Below are 23,673 nucleotides of genomic sequence, written 5' to 3' on the forward strand. Positions count from 1 at the left end.
TGCATGCTATGCTCATCCTACATTCCGAATGAAGCGATGCTTGTGAAGAAAGGAGGATTGGTTGAATCACAGCTTATTTTGGAAACGTTTTCATTAAAACAAAATAGAATGGAGATGTTGACTTTGAAGAGAAAAGTTCCAATGTTAGCCGGTGTATTAGCTGTTGGTCTCGTCACTTCATTATTTGCACCAAACGGGGAGGCAAAGGCAGCAGCCAAATATCCAGAAAGCCCTTCTATTATGGCCAACTTTAATCAACAAGGCTTCTCCACATTAAATGGCGGCACAACAGGCGGTGAAGGCGGTAAAACCGTCACAGTCAAAACTGGAAATGAACTATTGGCTGCCCTCAAAAATAAAGGAACAAACGAAAAATTAAAAATTGTTGTAGACGGGACGATTACCCCTTCTAATACATCAGCCAATAAAATCGATGTGAAAGATACAAATAATGTCTCGATCGTCGGTAAAGGGACGAACGGCGAATTGAATGGGATTGGCATTAAAGTATGGCGTGCCAATAACATCATCATCCGCAACTTGAAAATCCACCACAGCAAAATCGGTGACAAAGATGCGATCGGGATCGAAGGCGGTTCTAAAAACATATGGGTCGACCATAATGAACTGTACAACACATTGAATTCTGGGAAGGATGACTACGATGGTTTATTTGATGTAAAAAATGACTCTGACTACATTACCTTCTCGTGGAACTATGTACATGACAGCTGGAAAACAATGCTCATGGGCAGCTCCGATAACGATAACTACAATCGAAAAATTACGTTCCATAACAACCGCTTTGAAAACCTAAACTCTCGTGTACCGTCTATGCGCTTCGGGGAAGGACATGTCTATAACAACTATTACAAAGACATCCTCACAACAGCGATTAACTCGCGTATGGGCGCGAAGATGAGAATTGAACACAACGTATTTGAAAACACCAAAAATGCGATCGGAAGCTGGGACAGCAGTCAAGTTGGGACATGGCATGTCATCAACAACTCGTATATTAACAGCACAGGCAGTCTGCCAACGTCTTCAACAGGTACGTATAACCCTCCTTATAACTACTCTTTGCTTAACGTGAACAATGTGAAATCAGAAGTGATATCAAATGCAGGTGTTGGGAAAGTAAACCCTTAAACCACAAAACGTTCGGGCAGAGATTTCCTGTCCGAACGTTCTTGTCATTTCATTCATTTATATTGTAGAAAATGGACGATCCATTTCATACAACTTTTGATAACGCTTGTTTTCTTTTAGTAAATCCTGATGCTGCCCCTGCATCTCAATGCGCCCGTCTTCAATAAACATGATGCGGTCACATGCCTCACAGCCAGTCAGGTGATGGGTAATCCAAATAACTGTTTTCCCTTTTAACACACGGAAAATGGTTTCAAGCAATTCACGCTCTGTCCGCGGATCAAGCCCGACGGTCGGTTCATCTAATACAACAACCGGCGTGTCCTGCAGCAAAATCCGAGCTAACGCCATACGCTGTCTTTCTCCACCTGAAAATCGAACCCCTGTCTCCTGAACACCTGTGTGATACCCTTCTGGCAAAGACTCGATGTCATCATGCAGCTGCACTTGTCTAGCTGCTTCTTTTACCTGCTCTTCTGTTGCCTCTGGAGATCCTAAACGAATATTGTTTAAAACAGACGTATCGAATAAATATGGCTGTTGATTGAGCACAGATACATAGGCAGACACCTTCTCTTGAATGCTTTGAACCGGTTTTCCTTGAATGCTGACAGCCCCTTGATTTGGAACAACTGCCCCTTCTAACAATTTCAAAATGGTTGATTTTCCTGCACCGCTTTTTCCTAAAAGCGCGAGTGATTCCCCTTGCTTTAGAGAAAAGGACAGGTCTTGAAGGACATATTGATGCGTGTCATATCGAAAGGACACTTGATCAAAACAGACAGTTTCATCGTGAGAAATGGCTGACTGTTCCACTGCCTCGCTTTTTTCCCCTTCATATGACTGCTTTTCATAATGATGTAATCTGCTGACAGCATGCTGGTAGACGGGAATATCGCCTGCCGCATCTGCCAGCGGAAGAAAGGCTTCTGTTAACGGAAACAGCACAAGTACAAAGGCTGCAATCAGTGTGTGTGACATGGATCCTGACTGAACGACCGAGCCGCTCCAATACACAACAAGCACGACAGCTCCTCCAATCAAGAGCTGTGCCAAAAATTGACGAACGCGGATAAATCGGTGTTTGGCTGCTTCAAGCGCTAACAGCTGCGCTTCTTTTTGTTCATATCCATCCACAAAATCTTTCTGCCTGCCGCTGAACAGCCAGTCACTAACGCCCATGACTGCATCTGTTAAATGGCTGTACAGTTGATTTCTGCCTTTTTTCATTTGAATTTGTCTTGCCCGGTTCACAAGCACTGTGACGTATGGGAAAACGAATACGAGAAGTGCCATATAAAGCAGCATCAGTCCAGCAAAAGGCCATGAGAAAAGGCCAAGTGCTCCAATGGATGCGGCATATAAAAGCAGTGCACCGATAGATGGAAAGATGGTTTTTAAATAAGCGTCCTGCAGTCTCTCTACATCATCTGACAAGAGACCAAGCATTTCACCTGTCCCAAGCTTTGTCTGTTTGGCACTTCGTTCAGCCATGTCATAGAGGCGTACACGCATTTTTTCAATCATTGTCAAAATGAGCTGATGGCTTGCCAGCCTTTCTGCGTAGCGGGCAGCAGAGCGCGAAATACCAAAGGTACGTACAGCCACAATTGGGACGTAGACCATGAGTATATTCTCAGGTCTTGTCGCAGCTTTTGAAATGAGAAATCCCGACGTGTACATCAGCATAGAAGCAGAGAATACCGCAATGGCTCCTAAAAATAAAACCAAGGCAAACAGCTTTTGATTCTCCTTGATATAAGGTATAAACCAGCCTTTACTGACCATGTGTGACCGCCCCCATTTGCTCCTGTACCAATTGATAATACACGCCTTTTCTTTGCATTAATGATTCATGTGTCCCCATTTCTGCGACGGTTCCTTGATCCATGACAATGATTTCATCCATGTCCGGCATCCAGTGGAGTCTGTGTGTCGCTAAGAACACAAGTTTATGTTCAAACAGTGGAAGCATTGTTTTCTTCAGTTCATACTCTGTTTCAATATCGAGATGCGCCGTTGGTTCATCTAACAGCATAATGGACCGCTGGCCCAGCACAGTTCGAGCAAGCGCAATTCTTTGCGCCTGTCCGCCGCTTAGCTCTCTTCCCTGTTCTCCAATGACCTCATCCAGTCCATTTGGCAGCTGCGTAACCAGCTGAGATAAGCCAGCCTCATGCACAGCTCTTTCCACTTCTTCGTCTGTTGCATTCGGTTCATAAAAACGAATGTTTTCTCTTAATGTCATGTGAAATAAATAGGGATGCTGCGGCATATAGACAACTTCCTTTTGCCATTCGTTCATCTGTAAATGAACAAGTGGCTGGCCGTTTAGCGTAATTTGACCTGAAGACGGTTCAACAAAGCCGCCGAGGACATCAGTTAATGTCGATTTCCCTGAACCACTGGCACCAATGATGCCGATTTTTTTCTTCCCTTTGACAGTGAGATCTACATCCTGAATGGAATAAGGGGCATGTTCATCATGCTGAACACAAACATCCTGCAGCGTGAGCACGGATTGTTCATCCCACTTATTCAGCTGCACAGATTGTGTCTTCTGTACGCGGAAGCCTTTTTCTTCTAAAATGACCTGCATGGCCTCATTCGCTTCTTTACCATTTAACGTCGCATGATAATCATTTCCCACTTCACGTACCGGCAGGAAATACTCCGGCGCCAGCATAAGCGCCGTCAAAGCCGGCAATAACAGAAGTTCTCCTTCAATTAATCGCAAGCCAAGAAAAACAGCGACGGTTGCAATCGATAGCATCGAAAAGAAATCGAGCGCAAATGATGACAGAAAGGCAACCTTCAGTGTGCTCATGGTCGCTTTACGATATCGCTTTGACACCTCCGCAATATGACGGGAGTGTTTTTTGCTGATACCTAAGTAACGAAGCGTCTCAAGGCCGCGGAGAGAGTCAGTAAAATGATTGGATAATTTCTCATACGATCTCCATTGTTTGGCCGCTTTACGCTGAGCAACAAGGCCTAGCAAAATCATAAAAATAATTAAAATTGGCAGCGTCACAATTAAAATGACGGCTGATGTTTCATCTAATGTCCACACATAGATAAGGACCATCGCCGGAATCACTGCCATGTTCACCATTTTTGGCAAAAACAGCTGTAAATACTGACGGTATTGAGCAATTCCTTCCATTGCCAATGTGACAAGCTTTCCTGTCCCTTTTTTCTTTGCGAAGGCAGGCCCTAATCGAAAGAGTTGGTCTAGCAGCTGCTTTCTGACGTCTGCTCCAATTCGGGAAGAGTAGGTAAACATGACCTTCTCCCGAATCAAGGTGAGACCGTGCCGCACAACAAAGGCAGCAAGAAACAGCATGACATAAGGCGTTGCCTGCGAGAGGCTTTTCCCGTCAAACAGCGTTGTAATGGCATGTGCCAGCCACTGTGCTTGAAAAATAATACTTGCTCCTTGGATGAGTGACACAATACCTAAGAGGGCAAGAAGCCCTCTCATTCCTTTTAATTGAAGCAAACGTTTATCCATTAGTAGGTCATTGGCTCCTTGCCGCTTACACGTTTACGGAAGACGTAATAGCTCCAAATTTGATACCCAAGCACAAAGGGCAGCAAAGAAACAGCAACAATCGTCATGACCGTCAGTGAATAAGATCCAGATGCAGCGTTTTGAATTGTGAGATCAAATGAACGACTGATTGAACTAATCATGACGCGCGGGAACAATGCAGTGAACAGCATAGACACCGTCACCATGATGCCTGCGCCTGTGAATAAGAATGTCCAGCCATCACGTTCTTTTCTCATCAAAACAAGGGCAGCTATATAACAAACCACAATCAGCACAGTTAATGGAATGGTGATGATCGGGCGTACAGTATAAATATCTGTTTCAATGATGGACACACCGACAAATATAACAAGAACAGGGAGTGCAATGAGCAGGACACGCTGGCCTAGTTTTCTTGCACGGTCTCTTAAGTCACCCTCTGTACGAAGTGTGACGAAAATCAAGCCATGCAGCAGACAAAGAACCGTCACAGCTAACCCGCCGATCACTGAGTAAAGATTAACAAAGTCCGTAAATCCAGCGTACATGTTCATGTCTTGATCAATTGGCATCCCTCGTAAAATACTCGTGAATAACACACCGAGCAAAAACGGCGGAAGCAGACTGCCAAAGAAGATCACCCAGTCCCACGCTTTAATCCAAGAGGCTTTCTCAACCTTCCCTCGGAATTCAAAGGCGACGCCGCGCCCAATGAGCGCTAAGAGGAGAACCGCAAACGGAATATAGTATCCGCTGAACATCGTGGCATACCAGTGAGGAAATGCAGCGAAAATAGCGCCGCCGGCAGTAATCAGCCAGACCTCATTCGCATCCCAGAAAGGACCAATCGTATTGATTAAAATGCGGCGCTCGTGCGCGTCCTTTCCAAGCAGCTGCATGGACATCCCGACACCAAAATCAAATCCTTCTAAGAAGAAAAATCCAACAAATAATACTGCGACAAGAATAAACCAAATCTCGTTAAGATATGCCATGATATGCGCCTCCATCAAATGGATCTGTAGACAGGTCCGTTTCATCCTTTTGATCTGTATCCTCTTCAGAATGTGCACCTTTTTTAATTTCTCGAATGAATAAGTAGGCAAGCAAAATGGCAAGAATCAGATACATCGCCGTAAAGCTAATGACTGAGAATAACAGCATGCCATACGATACGTTCGGTGAAATCGATTGAGCTGTCGTCATCATACCAAAGACGGTCCACGGCTGACGCCCGATCTCAGTCATGATCCAGCCGGCTGAATTCGCAATAAACGGGAACGCAATCATCCCTACCATGAAGCGTAAAAACCATTTGTTTGTTTCGAGTTTCTTTCTAAAGCTCAAGTACAAACCAATCATACTAGCAAAAATCATCAGCATTCCGGCACCGACCATGATTCTAAAGCTCCAGAATGTTGTTTTCACTGGCGGAATGTAGTCTCCGGGACCAAACTTGGCTTCATATTCTTTTTGAAGTGTCAGCATACCTGGAACATCTCCACTGAACTTCGAATATGCCAAATAACTTAAGGCAAACGGAATATTGATCTCCGCAGAGTTTTCTTTTTTATCTGTGTCAATGTTGGCAAATAGTGTCCAAGCCGCTGGATCTCCACTATCCTTCCAAAGGGCTTCACTTGCTGCCATCTTCATTGGCTGTGATTTCATTAAGTGCTTCGCTTGATCATGTCCAGAGAACGCCACACCTAAACCAGAAATTAAAGCAAGGACCATCGCAATCTGGAATGATTTTTTGAAAAAGGCGATTTCTTGTTTTTTGATCATTTTATAGGCACTAACTCCTGCAATAAAGAAAGCTCCTGTTGCCAGTGCACCAAATAGAACGTGCGGGAACTCAACCCAAAGCTGCGGGTTCGTCACAAGAGCGCCAAAATCATTCATTTCTGCACGGCCATTTTTAATGGCAAATCCAACTGGCTCCTGCATAAATGAGTTGGCGAGTAAAATCCAAAACGCCGAAAAGATCGTACCAAGAGAAACAAGCCAAATGCACAATAAATGAATCTTCTTCGGCAGACGATCCCAGCCGAATATCCAAAGTCCAATAAATGTAGATTCAAGGAAAAAGGCCAAAAGTGCTTCAATGGCAAGCGGTGCACCAAAGACATCACCGACAAACCTTGAATAATCTGACCAGTTCATCCCAAACTGGAATTCCTGCAGAATCCCTGTTACCACACCTACTGCAAAGTTAAGTAAGAACAGGTGACCCCAAAACTTCGCCATCTTTTTATAGATGTCTTTTTTCTTGACGACATAAAGGGTCTGCATCAATGCGACGATAAACACCAAACCTATTGACATAGGAACAAAAATAAAATGAAATAATGTCGTTGAAGCAAATTGAAATCTTGCTAAAAACAGCTCACTCACAGCCTTACATCCTCCCTTACTTTCACATGCCGAACGATTCATGCTCACCATTTCACAAAATATTCACTATTTGTTCAATGTTTCACAAATAAAAGTCCATTTGAAATGGTTCACTCGGTGAAATTTTACTCTTGATTTTCATTCGGTTAGTTATTTATACCTGTACTTTACACCCATACGCTTCAAAAATAAAGTAAATTTTACCTAAAAATTGGATGGTATTGTGTCAGTTGTTTGAATACTTTGTCAAGAATATGTGACGGAAAATAAACAACCGCAAAAAAAATAGCGCTGCACGTGGGCCGCAGCGCTGTGTTTCTATTTTAAGCTTTTTTCTGTAAAGCAGGTCTTGTGACTTGGACTTCATAGTACGTAATTTTGTTTTTTAATAGGCCTTCAGGTTTCGCTTTTCCATGAGCGTGTGCATCACCAAATGCCTGAGATTTTGTCCAGTTCACAAAGTCTTCTTTTCGATTCCAGCGGGTATGAATGGTCACTTCATCGTAATCGGTTGTCTGCTGTGTGACCCAGACTTCCATGCCTAAAAATCCTTCCATGAATTCTACTTGTCCCTGCTTGTTAAAACGCTTAACGAGGTGGTCTGCACTGCCTTTTTCTACTCTAACCTGGTTGTTTACAATGATCATGTTTGGTTCATCTCCCTTTTGTTGTTGGATCGAAGCGATTGGGATAATGAGCGGATGCTCTCCATCTAGGTGAACCTCTGCCTGAATCCCAAACACCTCTTTGAAAAAGTTTTCTGTTAATACTTCCTTTGGTGTCCCTATTTGGTAAACCTGACCACGCTTCATCGCAATCAGGCGGTCACAATATTTTGCTGCCTGCTGCAGGTCATGAAGAACCATTAAAATGGTGATCCCATGGGTTTCATTCAGCTGTTTGAGCAGCTCCAGTAAATCAAGCTGGTGCGCAATATCTAAGTAAGTGGTAGGCTCATCCAGAATAATCGTCTCTGTCTTCTGAGCCAGTGCCATGGCAATATACGCCTTTTGCCTTTCTCCGCCTGACAATGTATGCAGCATCCTGTTTTCATTCACGCGGCTATTTGTCACTTCAAGCGCCCACTCTATCGCTTCCTGATCTATCTTCGAGCTCTTTTTCCAGATCGAACGATGCGGACTGCGTCCAAGGGCAACCAGCTCACGTACTGTCATCGATGGGATGGCTGTTCTCGTCTGCATCAAAACGGCGATTTCCTGTGCAATCTCCTGTGCTGTCATTTCTTTTTGCGGGATATCGTGAATATAAATCATGCCGCTTTCAATCGACGTAAGACGTGCGGCCGCTTTAATAAACGTCGACTTCCCTGACCCATTTGGTCCAATAATGCCTGTTACACTTCCTTTAGGCACAGCTGCTGAAATAGACGACAGCCGAAAGCCTCCTTGACTGAGACTCACGTCATCCATCGCAATCATATCCAACTTAACCCCTCCCTTTCTTTTTTAATAAATAGAGGAAGAAAGGTGCACCGATACAGGCCAGCAGAATACCAACAGGCAGTTCAACCGGTGTAAACCATACCCGTGCTGCTGTATCAGCAAAGACCACAAGTACGCCGCCGCCAAGCATTGAGATCGGCAGCAGGTACCGGTAGTCATCTCCAATTAAAAGGCGGATAAAATGAGGCACGACAAGACCGACAAATCCAATTAAACCGCTCACGCTTACAGCTGCACCCGCCAAAAGCGCTGCCAATGCAATTAAGAAAAATCGGGTTCGCTCGACTCTAAGGCCGAGCAGCTGCGCTGACTCATCACCAAGCAAAAGAAGATTTGCCGGCTTGATCGCAAAAAAACAAAGACACAATCCAGCAATCGCATAAGGTGACACAAAGTTCAGATGATGCCAGCTCCGTCCATTTAATCCTCCTGATAAAAAAGGCAGAACGGCCTGCACACGCTCACTATAAAGCACCATAAATCCATTCATGACTGCACCAAGCAGGGCATTGACTGCCACACCCGCCAGAATCAATTTCAGTGGTGAAACCCCTTGATCGAACGACAAAATATACACAACAAGTGCCGCTAATAAAGCGCCAAGGAAGGCAGCCGCTGGAAGCAGATATGTGAATTGCGGAAACACGATCATGCTGAGTACAGCGGCTAACCCGCCGCCGGCGGTCACACCGATGATCCCGGGGTCAGCGAGTGGATTTCGGACGACTCCTTGTAAAATGGCTCCTGATGCTGCGAGACAGGCCCCGACGATGAAACCTATGAGAACGCGCGGCAGGCGTAAATCCATAACGATTTTTTCATGGACTGGCTGACCTGATCCCGTCAAAGCAGCGATTAAATCTGGCAGCGATAATTGAACAGAACCTAAGGCAAGCCCTAAACAGATGCCCACACCTAGCGAAAGAAGCAGTCCCGGTATCAGCCATCTTCGTCTCGACTGTCTTTTTTGAAAATCTAACTCTGCATTCATCTTCATGATGACAATCGCTTCAATCTCTTCTCTAGTTCATCAATCGCCTTTATGACGTCTGCGCCTGGATTCGTCCCGAATAGATCACTAGGCAGAACCTCCACGCGGCCATTCTTGACAGCAGATACATCGTGCCATGCTGCATTCTGTTTCATTTCACTCATAAAGCCTGCTTTCACATCTTCAGGATTGCTGTGTGTCATGAGCAGAATGAGATCAGGATCGGCTTCGATCACCTTTTCTGCATTGATTTGAGCGTATTGAGGAAATTTTTCGAGTGCCGGTTCATTCTCAGCAATGTTTGCACCCCCAGCGATGTGCAGCAAATCTCCGCTTAAGGATTGCGGAAGTGCCGCCATATATGTGCCGGGTGCACCGTACACAACGAGTGTTTTCACTTTTTTCTTGGGCTGCTTGACCTGCTTTTTCCGCTCATCAATTTGATCATTGAGTGCTTTAGCCTTTTGCTGCTTTCCGAGCAAATCCCCAAATAACGAGATTTGACGCTGGATATCTCTCACTGAATTGGCGCTTGTCAATAGAAGCTGTGATCCAATTCCTTCTATTGTAGAGATGTCCTTGCTGTTTAATTGTTCATTTCCAAGCACCACATCAGGCTTTAAGCTTGTGATCAGCTCTACATCAAATTGATGCGTTGTGCCAATCGTTTGTACGGACTTTGCCTTTTGTAAGCTGTCTGGTAACTCGGCAGTTGGCCGGCCGACCGCCTCACCGCCTAAAGCATACAGAATACTCATGTCCCCGGTCGACAAGGCGACGATACGCTGAGGGGATTCATCAAACGACAGCGTTCTTCCGGTAAAATCCTTTATCTTCAGCGCTCCTTGCCCGCTTCCTTTCTCTACAAGTGCTGCCTGACTGCATCCCCCGAGGAGAAGCATCAAGACGAGTCCCGCTAAGATCACATGTGAAAATTTCAACCGTCTGTCTCTCCTTTTCTAGTAAACTTTCTTTAGCTTTGCCTGTACCACGAGACGCCCGCTTTTAGGTGCAAGCACATGATCACAGGTCGATAAGGTGAGGATGAGGTCATCTGTGGACACGTCTGTCTTCGTTTGATAGATTGATTTCTTCCTCACAGCTTGCAAGTAGTGCGCATATTCGCCAAGATCTTGAAAATCGGTTTGAATATAATCGAAGTCAACCGTCGTTTCATACACGGCAAAAATCTCCGCTTCATAGCTTTGATACAGCGTATCGTACTGAAATGTCCGGTGCTCTTGGAAGAAATCTTTTTTTAGATAGTTTGTGAGTCCAGCAAACATGGATCCATCCCTCATCCGATGGCCGTACACCACTGTATTGGGGCTTTCTTGCAGGACGTCATTACGATAATCCATAAAGATACTGCCTGCCCGGGTGTCGTTTTTTAAATAATTGCGAGTTAAGTAGAACGCATTATCGTGAGATTGAACGATCGGATACTGAATCATCGTGTCCTTCATATTGATCCAGCCGACAATGTCCTCATTCACCTTCCGCAGCTCATCAAATGACGAACGGATCTTTCCCGGCTCCCTTTTCTCAGTCATTTCTTCTTCATGTCCATACATCGTCTGAGCCTTTGCAAGCACCTGGCGATTTTGATAATAACCGAAAAGTTCGAAGCCGATGGCTGTCCCGCTATAAATAAATACACCTAAACAAACGATCGTCAGCATCTGCTGCCAAAGCCGTTTTCCTCGTTTCACACTGTCTCACCTGCTTTTTGCCCAGCTTATATACCAACAGGCACGATGTACATCCCTGTTTCTGCATCCTGTCTAATCGTGACGGACACATCATAAATGTGCCGCACGTTTTCCTCTGTTAACACATCGCTTGGCTGTCCTTCACTGATAATCTGTCCATCCTTCATCGCTATGATGATATCGCTGTAGCGGACAGCCTGATTCATGTCGTGCAGCACCATGACAATCGTTAATCCATGCACGGCATTCAGTTCACGGATCAGCTCAAGAATGTCAAATTGATAGTAAATATCCAAATAAGTTGTCGGTTCATCTAAGAAAAGGATCGGTGTTTTTTGCGCAAGTGCCATCGCAATCCATACACGCTGCCGCTCTCCACCTGACAGTGAGGCGAGCGGCACCTTTCGTTTGTCCGTTAGCTTTGTACTGGACAGCGCCGACTCTATCGCTCTCTCATCCTCTTCCTTGTCTCCTCCGCGCATCGTCTGGTACGGCGTTCTGCCGAATGCCACGAGCCGTTCGATCGTTAAATCAAGCGGCGCTTCATTTTGCTGATGGACGACAGCGAGCTTTTTTGCCAGCTCCTTTGGCTTGAACGTATTCAGCGTTTGCCCGTCTAAGTGAATTTGCCCTTTATTTGGACAATGATTATTCGCCATTAAGGAAAGCAGTGTGGATTTTCCCGAGCCATTTGGACCGATAATGGTTGTGATTTTTCCCTTTTCAATCTTTGTTGTGACTGATTGAACGATGTCCTTCTGCTGGTCATATGAGAATGACACCTCACGAATGTCCATGGAGACGGTCCCCCCTTCTTAATAAAAAGATCAGAAACGGCCCGCCAATCACGGCCATGATCGTAGAAGCAGGAATCTCATTTGGCGCCACAAGCGTCCTGCCAAGCGTATCAGCCGTCAAAATAAGCAAAGCCCCGCTTAACGCAGAAAATGGAATCAGTACCCGGTGATCCGAGCCGACAAGCCTTCTTGAAATGTGCGGAATGAGCAAGCCGACAAAGGCTATCACGCCCGCTACTGCAGCTGTCACCGCCGCAAGTAAAACGGCTGTGATGGAAATCAAAAGGCGCATTCTGGTCACACGCAATCCTAAATTTTTCGCTGTCTTGTCCTGAAGAGCCAGGAGGTTGCACCATCTGCTGAAGAAGAGTGCAACGACAAGGCCGGCGACACCATAGACACCGATTAAACGGACATCTCCCCACGTTTTCATCGTGAGATTCGACTGTCCCGACTGATTAATCGTGATATTGAAATAGCTGCAAATGGTCACAAATGCTTCAGCCATCCCAGTAAACATGGCATTGATGGCGATCCCAACCAAGATCATGCGGATCGGGCTTAAACCACCCTTCCAAGACAGAACGTACACGAGGAAACACGCAATAGCTCCGCCTAATACCGAAAATAAAGGAGAGTAGAAATAAAATTGAGGAAGCGCTGTAATCGCCATTAATGAAAAGAAGCTGGCTCCTGATGAAATGCCAATGACGCCGGCATCAGCTAACGGATTCCTCATGACCGACTGCAGCAGTACACCGGAGACAGATAAGGCGGCCCCTGTAAACATCGCGATAAGCATGCGGGGAATTCTCAAATCTTTAATGATTTCTACCTGTGCATGTTGACCGGTGATGAGCCCTTCTAATAATTCAATTGGGGTGACATGAATGCTCCCAGTAATGGCTGAATAAATAAACACGCAGACCAGTAAGAGACTGACTATCAGAAATAAAATCCCTGTTTTTTTCATCTTGAACGTCCTTTTATCATTAAGATTCGCCGCTTATGACGGATACAACATACGAGTCAATTCATCTAATGCTTCTGCTGCCTTTAAATTGCCTGTTGTCCCGAATAAGCTTTCTTCGAGGTCATACACCCGGTCTTGTTTGACCGCATTGAAATGTTTCCAGATGTCATTTGTTTTGAATTCTTGATCAAACATTTGGACGACTTCGTCTGGCATCCCATGTGCGGCCCGGAGAATGATATCTGGATTGGCTTTTTGTAAATATTCCGTATTGGATGCCAAATACTCCATTTTCTCGCCTTTGACAATATTCTTTCCTCCTGCGATACGCACAAGATCACCAATATATGAATTCTCTGTCGCCACCAAATAACTGCCTGGCACACCAAGTAAAATCAGAACGGACGGCTTGCGTTTTCCTTTCGTCCTCTCTTGAATGTCTTTCTTTTTTTGCTCAAACTCAGACACAATGCGTTCAGCCTGCTTCTTTCTGTCATACTGATCTCCAAGCTTCGTGATGGCCTTCTCCATGTTAGCCATGCTCTCGAGATTTAGGTATGTGGCAGGGACACCTGCTTGCTGAAAGGGTGTCTCTAAATCATATTGAAGGGTTGTGACAGACAGGACATCTGTCGGTTGAAGTGATTGGATGATTTCCATGTCCGGGCTCATTGGGTTACCGACTTCCGGCAGTCCTTTGTAACGAGCTGGCAAGGATTTTTGACTTGTTGGCACCCCGACAAGATCCACCTCTAAAGCATCCATGATCTCCGCAGCAGCTACAGTCGTTGCTACAATGCGCTCACTTGATTCAGCGCTTTTTTTGCCTTTTGCTGAGCTTTCAGCTGACTGTGAGCAGCCCGATAAGATCACGCACACACTGAGAGCAGCAATCAAGGTACATAACATTCGATGCTTCAAAAACAGAAGCCTCCTTTCGAAAAAAGAGAGTGGATGCGCCGAGGTAAAAGGCGCATCTCACTTAAAATAAAACGAATTATCTTGTCCGTGTTTGATATTTTCTGACGAGTACGAATAACGAACCGCCGAATAAAAGAATATACACCCAAAGAAGAGAGGCATCTCCCGTTTTCGGATTCAGCTGTCCAGACTCAGATTTGGTTTGATCATCTGATGGCGTAAAGGTCATCTGCTCCGCACCCGTTTCCTCAGGTGCTGCATTCTCAAGTTGATTTGTTTGAGAATCGTGATCATTTGGATTTTTGACAAAGCCGATACTCTCATCGTCTCCAATGACCTCATGAATCCCGCTTCCCTCACCAGGAGCGATTCCTTTTGTGTCATAGACAATTTTGACATCGTACTGCTCATGGTAGTTCGCAGCTGGAATATCAATTTTTACGCGTGCAGCCTGAGCTCCACTTAAACTTTTTGCTTCATATTGAATAACGCGTGTATCTGCTTTTTCATCTGTTTTCGCAACAAGAGTCTCTTCAAACTTTCCACCTGTTCCTACTTGGAATGACGTGATGGCTGAGCTGTTCTTCACTGTATATGAAACGAAGTGGCGGCCATTTTTTACAACCAGTGTCGCAGGACTCACAACGTAATCATTCATGCGGGAAAGCTCATCCTTGTCTGCTTTCTTCATTGAGAAAGGAAGCTTGTATACACCATCTTTTAGCTGAGCCGTCTCTTGATCTGCTCCGCCGTTATTCGTTTCTGTTGTTGGTGTGTTTGGTTTTGGTGTTTCTGGTGCAGCTGGTGTTTCTTCCTCTACCACCTGCCCGTCCTTCACTGGAGCGATACTCTTTGAATCAAATTGAAAACGAATATCGTAGGTTTGGTCATAGTTAGCGGCTGCTACTACAATGTGTACTTTTCCTTTGACCTCGTTTTTCAAATCATCTACATCAAATGAAACCACTCTTGTGTTCTTTGCCTCATCCTTGCTGACTGTTTTGGCTTCTTGATAAGAACCGTTTTTCTCTGTTTTTAAAGAAGCGACAGACTTATGGTCCTTCACCGTAAAGGAAATGGTTTGCTTTCCATTTTTGACAGTTAAGGATGCAGGATGTGAGAAGTAATCACTCATTCGAGATGCCTCATCCGTATCCCCTTTTAGCACACTGTAATGAATACGATATACGCCATCTTTTAATTGATTTTGGGCGGAATCATCTGGTTTTGTGCCATTGTTATTGCCTGGTGTTGTCGGTTGATCGTCTGGCTTTGTACCATTTTGATCGTCTGGCTTTGTACCATTTTGATCATCTGGCTTTGTTTCGTTATCGTCTGGCTTTGTACCGTTTTGGTCATCTGGTTTTGTTTCGTTATCGTCTGGTTTTGTACCGTTTTGGTCATCTGGCTTTGTTTCATTATCGTCTGGTTTTGCAGGCGTAACGAGTGTTAGGCTGCTTTGATCAAATGCAAGCTGTACGTCATATGCTTCGTCATAAATAAAGCCGCCTAAATCCCAGTAAATTTTCACCCAGCCGTTTAATTTCGCTGATAAGTCGTCGACATCAAATTTGATCACACGTGTATTGGCTGTTTCGTCCTCACTGACCGTTTCAGTGGTAACGAGAGCACCATTTTGTTCGACCTTGAAATCTGTTATTTCTTTGCTTTGCTTCAGTGTGACATAGGCTGTTTTCTTGCCATTTTCCACAATCAGCTTAGCTGGCTTTTCTGTATAGGTATCCATCATGGACGCTTCTGTGCTGCCATTTTTTAAAATGGTGAATCCGACTGTGTATTCACCATCAACGAATGATGCCGCTTGAGCTGTTCCTTGAGGAATCTGAAACGCAGTCAACAAACTGAATAAAACGAGCAGAATGGCTGCCTTTAGATGAAAAAGACGTTTCAAATGGTGACACTTCCTTCCGTTAATGCTTGATGATCCACTTTCTTGCTAAAAACCCGCCTGAACATAAGACAAGCACAAGGAGCCACCCTGTTTGGCTTGTATCACCAGTTTGAGGATTTTCTTCTTGTTTCGTTGTGGATGAATCAGCTTTGTTCGTTGATTCTTTTGATGGCTGCTGACTTTCTGCTGCACCCGCTGATTGATTTGCACTGTTAGATGAAAGTGATTTGATGCTGCTTTCATCGAATTTCAGCTGAATGGTGTAATCATGATCATAATCAGCAGATTTCACAGTGACATGAATTTTTGACGTGATTGGTTTAGACAAGCTTTGAGCCTGGAACTGAACAAGCCTTGTATTGGCTTTTTTATTTGTTGAGAGAACGGTTGTATCGACATAGCCGCCATTTCCCGGTACTTTAAATTCCGTTACCCAGCTGCTATTTTTAATCGTCATTTGCACGGTCAGGTTCCCATTTTTCACTATCACTTTTGCTGGCTTCAGCCAGTAATCATTTGCCATTGAGACCGCATTTCCTTCAGCTTTCAGCACTGTATAATTGACGGAGTATGTACCATCCTTTAATGCGGCAGCCTGTGCGTTTGAAAAAGGCAGCATAAGTGCCAGTAAAAAAACGGCCATGAAGACTGACAGCCTCATTCTTTTTTTCATCAAGCGAATTTCCTCCCTTTCTATTGAACAGATGCCGCATCAAACTTGAGACGAATGTCGTAATTGCCTGTATATCCGATAGCCGGTACAGTCACACTCACTTTTGCTGGTACGACCTCAGTCAGGCTGTTCACATTGAATTCTACTGTTCTCTTATTCGCAGCTGCATTTGTACTGATCACCTTCGCATCTTTGTAGACACCTTGATCGAGCGTTTTAAAGCTTGTGATCCAAGAGCTATTCGTTAACGTGACTTGCGCTTTGATTTTTCCATCCTTTACGACAAGCTTGGCTGGTTTTTCGAAATACGTATTCGCTGTTGAAGTCGAATCGCTATCAGCTTTCCATACCACATATTGCGCTGAATATTGACCATCTGCTAAGCCAGCTGCTGAGGCTGAGCTAACAGGAGCTAGAGCAAATAATAGAACAAAACTAAGGAATAATAATACGGGTGATGTTGAACGAATGACTTTCATGTGAACCCTCCTAAATGATATTGATAATTATTCTCAATAGACAATAAAAAAAATAACCTTCATAAGTGCTGGAACACACATATAGATGATTATGATAATCATTATCAATTGAGTGGAAAAAATAAATCTTTGCTTCTTAAAGTCAAAGATGTCTGCTTCTAAATGATGGATTGATAAGAGTTTTAGGCAATCTGTCCCATTCATAATACCATGGCATAACCTCCATTCCATTACAGGGAAAAGAACCCTCTTCTCCTTGATATTATATAATGCATGAAATGATTGTCAACATCATTTTTCATACTATTGTCTTAGTTTTCTGGAAAATCACACAAAAAAATTTCGATCAGACACACTGATCGAAATCGATTAAGAAGGAACATGTTCCCCTATTTTGCTGTTTTTACGATCTAAAGACCAAGCATACATTTCACGAATAATCGGTTCAATTTTCTTCCCTTGCACTGTTAATTCGTATTCAATCCGCACTGGAATATCGGGGTATACCTTTTTCTCAACAAGTCCCTCAGCTTCTAAATCCTTCAGCCTTTCTGATAGTAATCTTCCGCTGATGTTCATTTCATTTTCAAGCTGACAAAAACGCTTAGGCCCTGTCAGAAGTTGATTGATGATGAGAATGACCCACTTCTTGCCTAGAATCTCCATGGCATCTGTAATTGGGCAGCCATCTACTTGAGCCATATCTTACTCCCTCCTGCTTTTTTCTCTTTTTTTCATTATAACACAATTAATTACTTGAAATAAGTCACTAACTATTATATAGTTTAGTTACTAAAAGTAACAAGGTATTCATTTTTTATAGATTTTCAAAAACATTTGAACATGCCGATGCATATATCATGAAGGAGATGACCGAGCTTGAAGACAATTGAGCAGCTAAGGTTGGGTGTGACAGAATTACATGTGTCCAGCTTTGATCGTTCTTTACCTTTTTATACAGACATTTTAGGATTTTCTATATTAGAAAAAACAGATTCCACGGTGACACTTGGCAGCAATGCAAAGGAACCGATTCTTTTGTTAAAAGAAGATGCACAGCTCAAAGAGAAGCCTGATCATGAGCCAGGACTTTATCACTTTGCTGTTTTATTACCTACCAGAAAAAACCTGGGCACATGGCTGGCGCATGTGATCAAAAAAGGCTATCCTTTAATTGGAGCAAGCGATCACTTTTTCAGTGAAGCCATTTATTTAAGTGATCCTGACGGCATTGGCGTAGAAATTTATGCTGATCGCCCTGAGGACATTTGGGTAGGTGAGCATGGAGAAGTGAAAGGTGGCGGAAATGCACCGCTTGATGGAGATGGTCTCCTGCAGGAAGCCGCTGATACCACATGGGAAGGACTCCCTGCCGGTACAGTCATGGGACACTTGCATTTCCATCTCAACCCAGAAGAAGCCGATTCCTTTTATGTGAACACGCTCGGTTTTCATATCCGAATGGCTCCACCAGCAAGCCTATTTATCGCCGCTGGTGTGTACCACCATCACCTTGCCTTTAATGCATGGGGACGCGGAAGAAAAGGAGCCATTGATCCACGTTTTTCAGGAATTAGAAGCTATACACTGGTTTTCCCAGAAGAAGCAGACAGACAATCCGTCATCGAACGCCTGACAAAAGCAGGCACTCAAGTCAACACAACAGGAAAAAGCAGCGAATTTGTTGATCCATTTGGCGTTCTCGTTCGTTTACAGATTGAAGAAACAGACTAAAAAGAAGGTGCAGAATATGGACAAACACACAGAGCTTAAAACAGCCATATTAAAAGATAAAATCAAACGAGTACAGCAAGAAGACGGGTATATATATATCACTGGACCCATTAAACTGCCAGTGAATTTAGACGGCAGAACCGTCATGTTCAACTGGTATTCATGGTTAAAAGACGATGGAAAAGAGCCATTGTCGGATGAAGCTTTAATTGAAAGCCTCTCGTCCCGCCAGCTTGCTGATCATCAGCAGTCAAGCGTTCTCGTATATGGGGATTTTGAGCACGCTGACGAAGCTCTTATCCGCATGCATTCCATTTGCCACACAGGCGATATTTTCGGAAGCAAGCGCTGCGACTGCGGATTCCAATTGAAGCAGTCTATGCGAATGATTGAGGACAATGGAACAGGAGCCCTGTTTTACTTAGCCAATCATGAAGGCCGCGGCATTGGTCTTTTCAGTAAAGCCATGGCTTATATTCTTCAAGAAAACGGCTACGATACAGTAGAAGCGAACGAAGCACTTGGTTTTGAAGATGACACACGTCAATACGAAGAAGCCATTGCCGTTCTTCAAACACTTCGTACAAAGCCGGTCAGACTCATTACCAATAACCCGAAAAAGACAGATGCGATCAGCCATGCAGGTTTATCTCTTTCTGGACGCATTCCGCTTTGGGGAGATGTCTCTGAATTTAACGAAAAATACTTGCAGACAAAAATCAACCGCTCAGGTCACATGAAGGCGGAGCAAGAGGTGCGTACGATTGCCACATCATGAGCGATATATGAAGCTAGCCCTTGATAATGCAAGGGCAATGAAAGGTCAGACATCTCCGAACCCGCTCGTCGGGGCTGTGATTGTGCGAGAGAATGAAATTGTTGGAGTCGGTGCTCATATGAAAGCCGGTGAACCGCATGCTGAAATTCATGCACTCAACATGGCTGGAGACAAGGCAAAAGGAGCCACCATTTATGTGACCCTTGAGCCTTGTTCCCACCATGGCCGCACAGGCCCTTGTGCGGAAGCACTTGTAAAAGCCGGCGTCGAAACTGTTGTCGTGGCGGCACTTGATCCAAACCCGCTTGTCGCTGGCCGCGGGATTGCCATTTTACAAGACGCAGGCATACAAGTCATCACGGGCGTACTTGAACAAGAATCCATTCTGATGAATGAAGTATTTAATCACTTTATTACGAAAAAAACACCTTTCGTGACGCTCAAAGCGGGCATTACCTTAGATGGAAAAATCGCCTCTGCCACGTCTGACAGCAAGTGGATTACATCTGAGACATCCCGTTATGACGCTCACCATATCCGCAGTATCAATGATGCGATTTTGGTCGGTGCTCAAACCGTCATTCACGATGATCCTTCATTAACTGCGCGGATTCCAAATGGGAATAATCCGATTCGAATTGTCTTAGACTCTAAGCTGTCAACACCACTGACAGCAAAGATCGTCACCGATCAGATGGCACCTACCTGGATCTTCACAACAAAACAAGCCGATGAGGAAAAACGAGCGGCTTTAGAAGAAGCTGGCGTTCGTGTCTTTATGACAGACAGTGACACGCGGGTGCCCCTGCAAGAAGTGCTTCAAGTGCTGGGAGAAAAAAATATCTCCTCTCTCATGATTGAAGGCGGCGGCCAGATTAATGCCTCGTTCTTAGAACAGCAGCTGGTAGATAAATTGGTCATCTATATGGCGCCTAAGCTCATTGGCGGACGACTTTCCCCTTCCTTTTTCGGAGGCGAAGGCATTCGCCTCATGAGTGATGCCATTGAACTGGATCAACTCTCAGTGGAACCGCTTGGAAAAGATATCAAAATGACGGGCTATCCCGTTTATCAATAAAAAGCTTGTAGATCGGATCTGCAAGCTTTTTTCTCATCATTTATAATGGGGTGATTGATTTGAAAATAAAAGGAATAAACCATCTGTTATTTTCTGTTTCTGATTTAGAGGCATCTATTGATTTTTACACTAAGGTCTTTGACGCCACATTGTTAGCAAAGGGCCGAACGACAGCTTACTTCGATTTGAACGGGCTATGGCTTGCCCTCAATGTAGAAAAGGATATTCCTCGCCAAGATATCCATCACTCATACACACACATCGCTTTTTCAATTGATGAAGAGGATATAGATCACATGTACAACAAATTAAAAAATTTGAACGTCTACATCTTACCAAGCCGGCCGAGAGATAAAAAGGATCGTCAGTCCATCTACTTTACGGACCCTGATGGACATAAATTCGAGTTTCATACAGGAACCTTAAAAGACCGAATGGATTATTACAAGGAAGAAAAAGCTCATATGGAGTTTTTTGATAAATGATGAAAACGAAGAGGAAAAAACAAAGTGCTATTCGTCATTTAATAGAAAGGATGGTAAAATATACATAGAAACGTGTAGCAAGCGATAGTCCTCCCCCCTTCTATACTAAAGGTGTTTTTATGCCGAGAAAGGAGGGGTCAGTTTGAGAACAAAACTTGTGCGTTCACGCGTTGAGAGACGCAAGAACAAAAAGAAAGAAGCTTGTACCTGCAAGTACAAGCTTTGGTTACTTATCTTAAATTCAATCCGAACTCTAGTCCAGTTCATAGCATGGATGATAGATAAGAGACCGTTCTGAATTAACCCTTAAAATGATAATGAAAAATAAAGTGGCACCTTCATTACCCCTAGTCAAGGTAATGCTGGTTCTATCTCGTTTCTGTTTTTTGGAGGGCTGCTTTATTTTTTCTATATTACTTCAGTATATTCATCACATGATAAATTTATACATAGAAAAAGCACACGGTAGTCAGCCGAGTGCTCAAATTAAATTTCTTTTCAGTTATATGGTGACGTTCAAGAAATTCACCTTGAAGCTCTCGTGCTTCAGTTTGAAAACTAGTTCAACTTAGTCCGAGTTGAACAAAAAACTTGTGCAATTACATGTTACCATAAGTATCAATTTGTTACCATAGATAAGCATACTTTTTTAACCTTCATGTGTAAAAAACTATAAGAGCTTTAGTTACAGTAATTTTAAATTAGAGTGAGCTTAATTTATTTTTTTATTCCTGCACAATGTTTAAAATGAATGATACAGCTTTTTTGTTGTTCAATTGATCAAATAAACTGAACAACAATCTATATAACTTAAAAATCAGATGTACTTTATGCCCTCCTACTTTCTATTGGCAACTGTATGACCTTGTTTAGCTAAATAAAAAAGATTCAGTATATTAAAAAACTGATTCCTTATATTGCATGAATCTATCTAAATCCTAAACAAGTTTTATTCAGGTCCCGCGAAACTTGTCGTAAAATGTTTCATGTGAAACATTGATCGTTACTTCCCTTCTACCATCCTGCCAAAGCTTTCTGGTGAAAGTCCCGGTGACACGCGGACGCGGTGTAAGGACATCATGCCTTGTTCCTTCTTCGCATGTCCTGGTTCAGTGGTTACAGCCAATTCATATCCTGCTTCCTTCGCCAGCTTTAGCGTGTCCTCATTGTAGCGTCCGACCGGATAACTGACCATGATCGTTTGCTGAGAAAACCGCTGATCAAAGAATGCCTTCGATCCTTTTAGTTCTTCTTCCTGCTGCTTCTGTGATAGACGATTGAGCTCTAAATGATGAATTGTGTGACTCTCTATTGAAATACCATTCGACAACATATCATCCATTTGAGCGTCGGTTAAGTGATGCGGACGGCCAATGGATTGCTCAATCATAAAAATCGTCGCTTTCATTCCATATTGCTTTAAAATCGGAAATGCCTTTGTATAGTTATCGGTATATCCGTCATCAAATGTAATGAGGACACACTTTTCGCTTGGTATCGAATTGGTCGTGAGAACTTGATATGCCTCTTTTGGCGACAGTGTGACATAGTCGTTTTCCTTCAGCCATTTCATATGAGATGCAAATTCGCTCTTTGGCACACGTAACGAGTTGCCGCTTGAGATGCTATGATACATCAAGATCGGAAGCTCGACCGGCTCCTTTTGCTTCATCCAGTTTTGTGTCTCTATCACTGCTGGTTCTTTTTTCTGCTGAATGTCTTTTGTTTGTAATGGACCCTTTTCCTCTTTGACGGCTTGCTGATTTCCTTCTGTTTGCTGTTTCGTACCCATACAGCCCGAAATGAGCAGCATGACTAGACCAACTGCAAGCCATATACATGTTTTCTTCATTCACCAATCCTGCTTTCTCTTTATCTACCGAATGATTATAACAGAAATTGGTTAATTATTGACATCTATTTTGACAGGGTGTTCATTTTTTTACACATTTCGATCATTTCGATGGCGAGCAGATGAATGGTCTCTGTTGTGAGCATTTGATCTTCTGCGTGTATGAGCAGTAAAGAAAACGGAAGCTGTTCACCTGCCGCTTCTTTTTGAATCAGCGACAAGTGCAGGTTGTGGATGCTTCGAAAGGCTTCCTCCCCTTTTTCGATCAACTGCTGCGCTTTTTCAAAATCATCAGCTCTTGCTAGACGAATCGCTTCTACATAATGACTTCTTGCCTCGCCTGCATGGGCAATGATTTGAAAGGCTGCTCCCTGCATTTCCTCTAATACCGTCATCTGCTTCTCCTCCAATTACTCAAGATTCATTTGCTAGTTTCAGTGCATGCTCTAGAATTTTTTCTCCGTTTGCTGTTCCGTATAATCTTACATTGACGACATCGACAGGTATTTGATAGGGTGCCGCCGTTTTTTCTGCTGCTTTTTTCATAAAACTAACTTGCGGTCCAAGTAAAATCGCCTGTACATCCTCTCCATGCTCTTCTAGTTCATCCGCAATGGCTCCTTCAGGTATAGCATAAATATAATAATCCAGCCCTTTAGCTTCTGCGGCAGCCTTCATTTTGGACACCACAATGGACGTTGACATTCCTGCTGCACAAGCGAGAATGATTCGTTTCATTTC

General features: G+C 43.7%; 23 protein-coding genes. 5 read left to right on the top strand and 18 right to left on the bottom strand.

Annotated elements, in window-relative coordinates:
- The first annotated feature begins 114 nt into the window (after positions 1-114).
- The gene (locus tag AWT60_RS01300; RefSeq protein WP_256928167.1) at positions 115-1,152 is read left to right on the top strand and encodes a pectate lyase family protein; all 1,038 of its coding nucleotides are present in this window, start codon (positions 115-117) and stop codon (positions 1,150-1,152) included.
- A 57-nt stretch (positions 1,153-1,209) separates the two neighbouring features.
- Here AWT60_RS01300 and cydC read toward each other — a convergent pair whose 3' ends face one another.
- The 15 genes from cydC to AWT60_RS01375 all read right to left on the bottom strand — a co-directional run bounded on the left by cydC (position 1,210) and on the right by AWT60_RS01375 (position 17,707).
- Complete coding sequence (gene cydC / locus AWT60_RS01305; RefSeq protein WP_218676771.1) at positions 1,210-2,940, bottom strand: thiol reductant ABC exporter subunit CydC; 1,731 nt, start codon at positions 2,938-2,940, stop codon at positions 1,210-1,212.
- A complete protein-coding gene (cydD, locus tag AWT60_RS01310) occupies positions 2,930-4,666 on the bottom strand; it encodes a thiol reductant ABC exporter subunit CydD (protein WP_218676772.1) in 1,737 nt (578 codons plus the stop codon). The genes cydC and cydD overlap by 11 nt, the downstream gene beginning before the upstream one ends.
- The gene (gene cydB / locus AWT60_RS01315; protein ID WP_218676773.1) at positions 4,666-5,682 is read right to left on the bottom strand and encodes a cytochrome d ubiquinol oxidase subunit II; all 1,017 of its coding nucleotides are present in this window, start codon (positions 5,680-5,682) and stop codon (positions 4,666-4,668) included. The genes cydD and cydB overlap by 1 nt, the downstream gene beginning before the upstream one ends.
- Entirely contained in the window at positions 5,669-7,084 is a 1,416-nt protein-coding gene (locus tag AWT60_RS01320) for a cytochrome ubiquinol oxidase subunit I (protein ID WP_024423881.1), read from the bottom strand. The genes cydB and AWT60_RS01320 overlap by 14 nt, the downstream gene beginning before the upstream one ends.
- Positions 7,085-7,407: 323 nt before the next feature.
- Positions 7,408-8,523, bottom strand: a complete 1,116-nt coding sequence (gene isdG / locus AWT60_RS18630; RefSeq protein WP_283936073.1) for a heme oxygenase — start codon at positions 8,521-8,523, stop codon at positions 7,408-7,410.
- A gap of 7 nt (positions 8,524-8,530) precedes the next feature.
- A complete protein-coding gene (locus AWT60_RS01330; RefSeq protein ID WP_218676774.1) occupies positions 8,531-9,544 on the bottom strand; it encodes a FecCD family ABC transporter permease in 1,014 nt (337 codons plus the stop codon).
- Positions 9,541-10,479, bottom strand: a complete 939-nt coding sequence (locus AWT60_RS01335) for an ABC transporter substrate-binding protein (RefSeq protein ID WP_218676775.1) — start codon at positions 10,477-10,479, stop codon at positions 9,541-9,543. Before AWT60_RS01335 ends, AWT60_RS01330 begins: the two co-directional genes overlap by 4 nt.
- 18 nt (positions 10,480-10,497) lie before the next feature.
- Complete coding sequence (srtB, locus tag AWT60_RS01340; RefSeq protein ID WP_056765398.1) at positions 10,498-11,250, bottom strand: class B sortase; 753 nt, start codon at positions 11,248-11,250, stop codon at positions 10,498-10,500.
- A gap of 26 nt (positions 11,251-11,276) precedes the next feature.
- Positions 11,277-12,047 carry an ABC transporter ATP-binding protein gene (locus AWT60_RS01345; protein ID WP_056765397.1) on the bottom strand — a complete coding sequence of 257 codons (771 nt, stop codon included), beginning with the start codon at positions 12,045-12,047 and terminating at the stop codon, positions 11,277-11,279.
- Positions 12,034-13,020, bottom strand: coding sequence for a FecCD family ABC transporter permease (locus AWT60_RS01350; RefSeq protein WP_024427509.1), 987 nt, complete (start codon positions 13,018-13,020; stop codon positions 12,034-12,036). The genes AWT60_RS01345 and AWT60_RS01350 overlap by 14 nt, the downstream gene beginning before the upstream one ends.
- Positions 13,021-13,053: 33 nt before the next feature.
- A complete protein-coding gene (gene isdE / locus AWT60_RS01355) occupies positions 13,054-13,941 on the bottom strand; it encodes a heme ABC transporter substrate-binding protein IsdE (RefSeq protein ID WP_056765396.1) in 888 nt (295 codons plus the stop codon).
- Positions 13,942-14,017: 76 nt separating this feature from the next.
- A complete protein-coding gene (locus tag AWT60_RS01360) occupies positions 14,018-15,853 on the bottom strand; it encodes an NEAT domain-containing protein (protein ID WP_218676776.1) in 1,836 nt (611 codons plus the stop codon).
- A 19-nt stretch (positions 15,854-15,872) separates the two neighbouring features.
- Positions 15,873-16,526 carry a heme uptake protein IsdC gene (isdC, locus tag AWT60_RS01365; protein WP_075621474.1) on the bottom strand — a complete coding sequence of 218 codons (654 nt, stop codon included), beginning with the start codon at positions 16,524-16,526 and terminating at the stop codon, positions 15,873-15,875.
- A 20-nt stretch (positions 16,527-16,546) separates the two neighbouring features.
- Positions 16,547-17,005, bottom strand: a complete 459-nt coding sequence (locus tag AWT60_RS01370; RefSeq protein ID WP_076840531.1) for an NEAT domain-containing protein — start codon at positions 17,003-17,005, stop codon at positions 16,547-16,549.
- 369 nt (positions 17,006-17,374) lie between these two features.
- Positions 17,375-17,707 carry a winged helix-turn-helix transcriptional regulator gene (locus tag AWT60_RS01375; protein ID WP_087977956.1) on the bottom strand — a complete coding sequence of 111 codons (333 nt, stop codon included), beginning with the start codon at positions 17,705-17,707 and terminating at the stop codon, positions 17,375-17,377.
- Between the two features lie 177 nt (positions 17,708-17,884).
- Here AWT60_RS01375 and AWT60_RS01380 point away from each other — a divergent pair, with 177 nt between their 5' ends.
- Genes AWT60_RS01380 through fosM form a run of 4 tightly spaced genes read left to right on the top strand, consistent with a single transcriptional unit; the run spans position 17,885 to position 21,080 of the window.
- Positions 17,885-18,739, top strand: a complete 855-nt coding sequence (locus tag AWT60_RS01380; protein ID WP_218676777.1) for a VOC family protein — start codon at positions 17,885-17,887, stop codon at positions 18,737-18,739.
- A gap of 16 nt (positions 18,740-18,755) precedes the next feature.
- Positions 18,756-19,517, top strand: coding sequence for a GTP cyclohydrolase II (locus AWT60_RS01385; RefSeq protein WP_218676778.1), 762 nt, complete (start codon positions 18,756-18,758; stop codon positions 19,515-19,517).
- The gene (ribD, locus tag AWT60_RS01390; protein WP_041108388.1) at positions 19,504-20,595 is read left to right on the top strand and encodes a bifunctional diaminohydroxyphosphoribosylaminopyrimidine deaminase/5-amino-6-(5-phosphoribosylamino)uracil reductase RibD; all 1,092 of its coding nucleotides are present in this window, start codon (positions 19,504-19,506) and stop codon (positions 20,593-20,595) included. The genes AWT60_RS01385 and ribD overlap by 14 nt, the downstream gene beginning before the upstream one ends.
- Before the next feature lie 59 nt (positions 20,596-20,654).
- Positions 20,655-21,080 (top strand): FosM family fosfomycin resistance protein, encoded by a 426-nt coding sequence (fosM, locus tag AWT60_RS01395; protein ID WP_218676779.1) that lies wholly within the window; start codon positions 20,655-20,657, stop codon positions 21,078-21,080.
- Between the two features lie 1,003 nt (positions 21,081-22,083).
- Here fosM and AWT60_RS01400 read toward each other — a convergent pair.
- The 3 genes from AWT60_RS01400 to AWT60_RS01410 all read right to left on the bottom strand — a co-directional run bounded on the left by AWT60_RS01400 (position 22,084) and on the right by AWT60_RS01410 (position 23,670).
- Positions 22,084-22,932, bottom strand: coding sequence for a polysaccharide deacetylase family protein (locus AWT60_RS01400; RefSeq protein ID WP_218676780.1), 849 nt, complete (start codon positions 22,930-22,932; stop codon positions 22,084-22,086).
- A gap of 65 nt (positions 22,933-22,997) precedes the next feature.
- Positions 22,998-23,327 (bottom strand): PTS sugar transporter subunit IIA, encoded by a 330-nt coding sequence (locus tag AWT60_RS01405; RefSeq protein ID WP_024423898.1) that lies wholly within the window; start codon positions 23,325-23,327, stop codon positions 22,998-23,000.
- Positions 23,328-23,346: 19 nt separating this feature from the next.
- Positions 23,347-23,670, bottom strand: coding sequence for a PTS sugar transporter subunit IIB (locus AWT60_RS01410; RefSeq protein ID WP_024423899.1), 324 nt, complete (start codon positions 23,668-23,670; stop codon positions 23,347-23,349).
- Positions 23,671-23,673 lie beyond the last annotated feature (3 nt).

It is taken from the genome of Bacillus sp. F2HM (genome assembly GCF_019266135.1).
Lineage (GTDB): Bacteria > Bacillota > Bacilli > Bacillales > Bacillaceae > Bacillus > Bacillus safensis.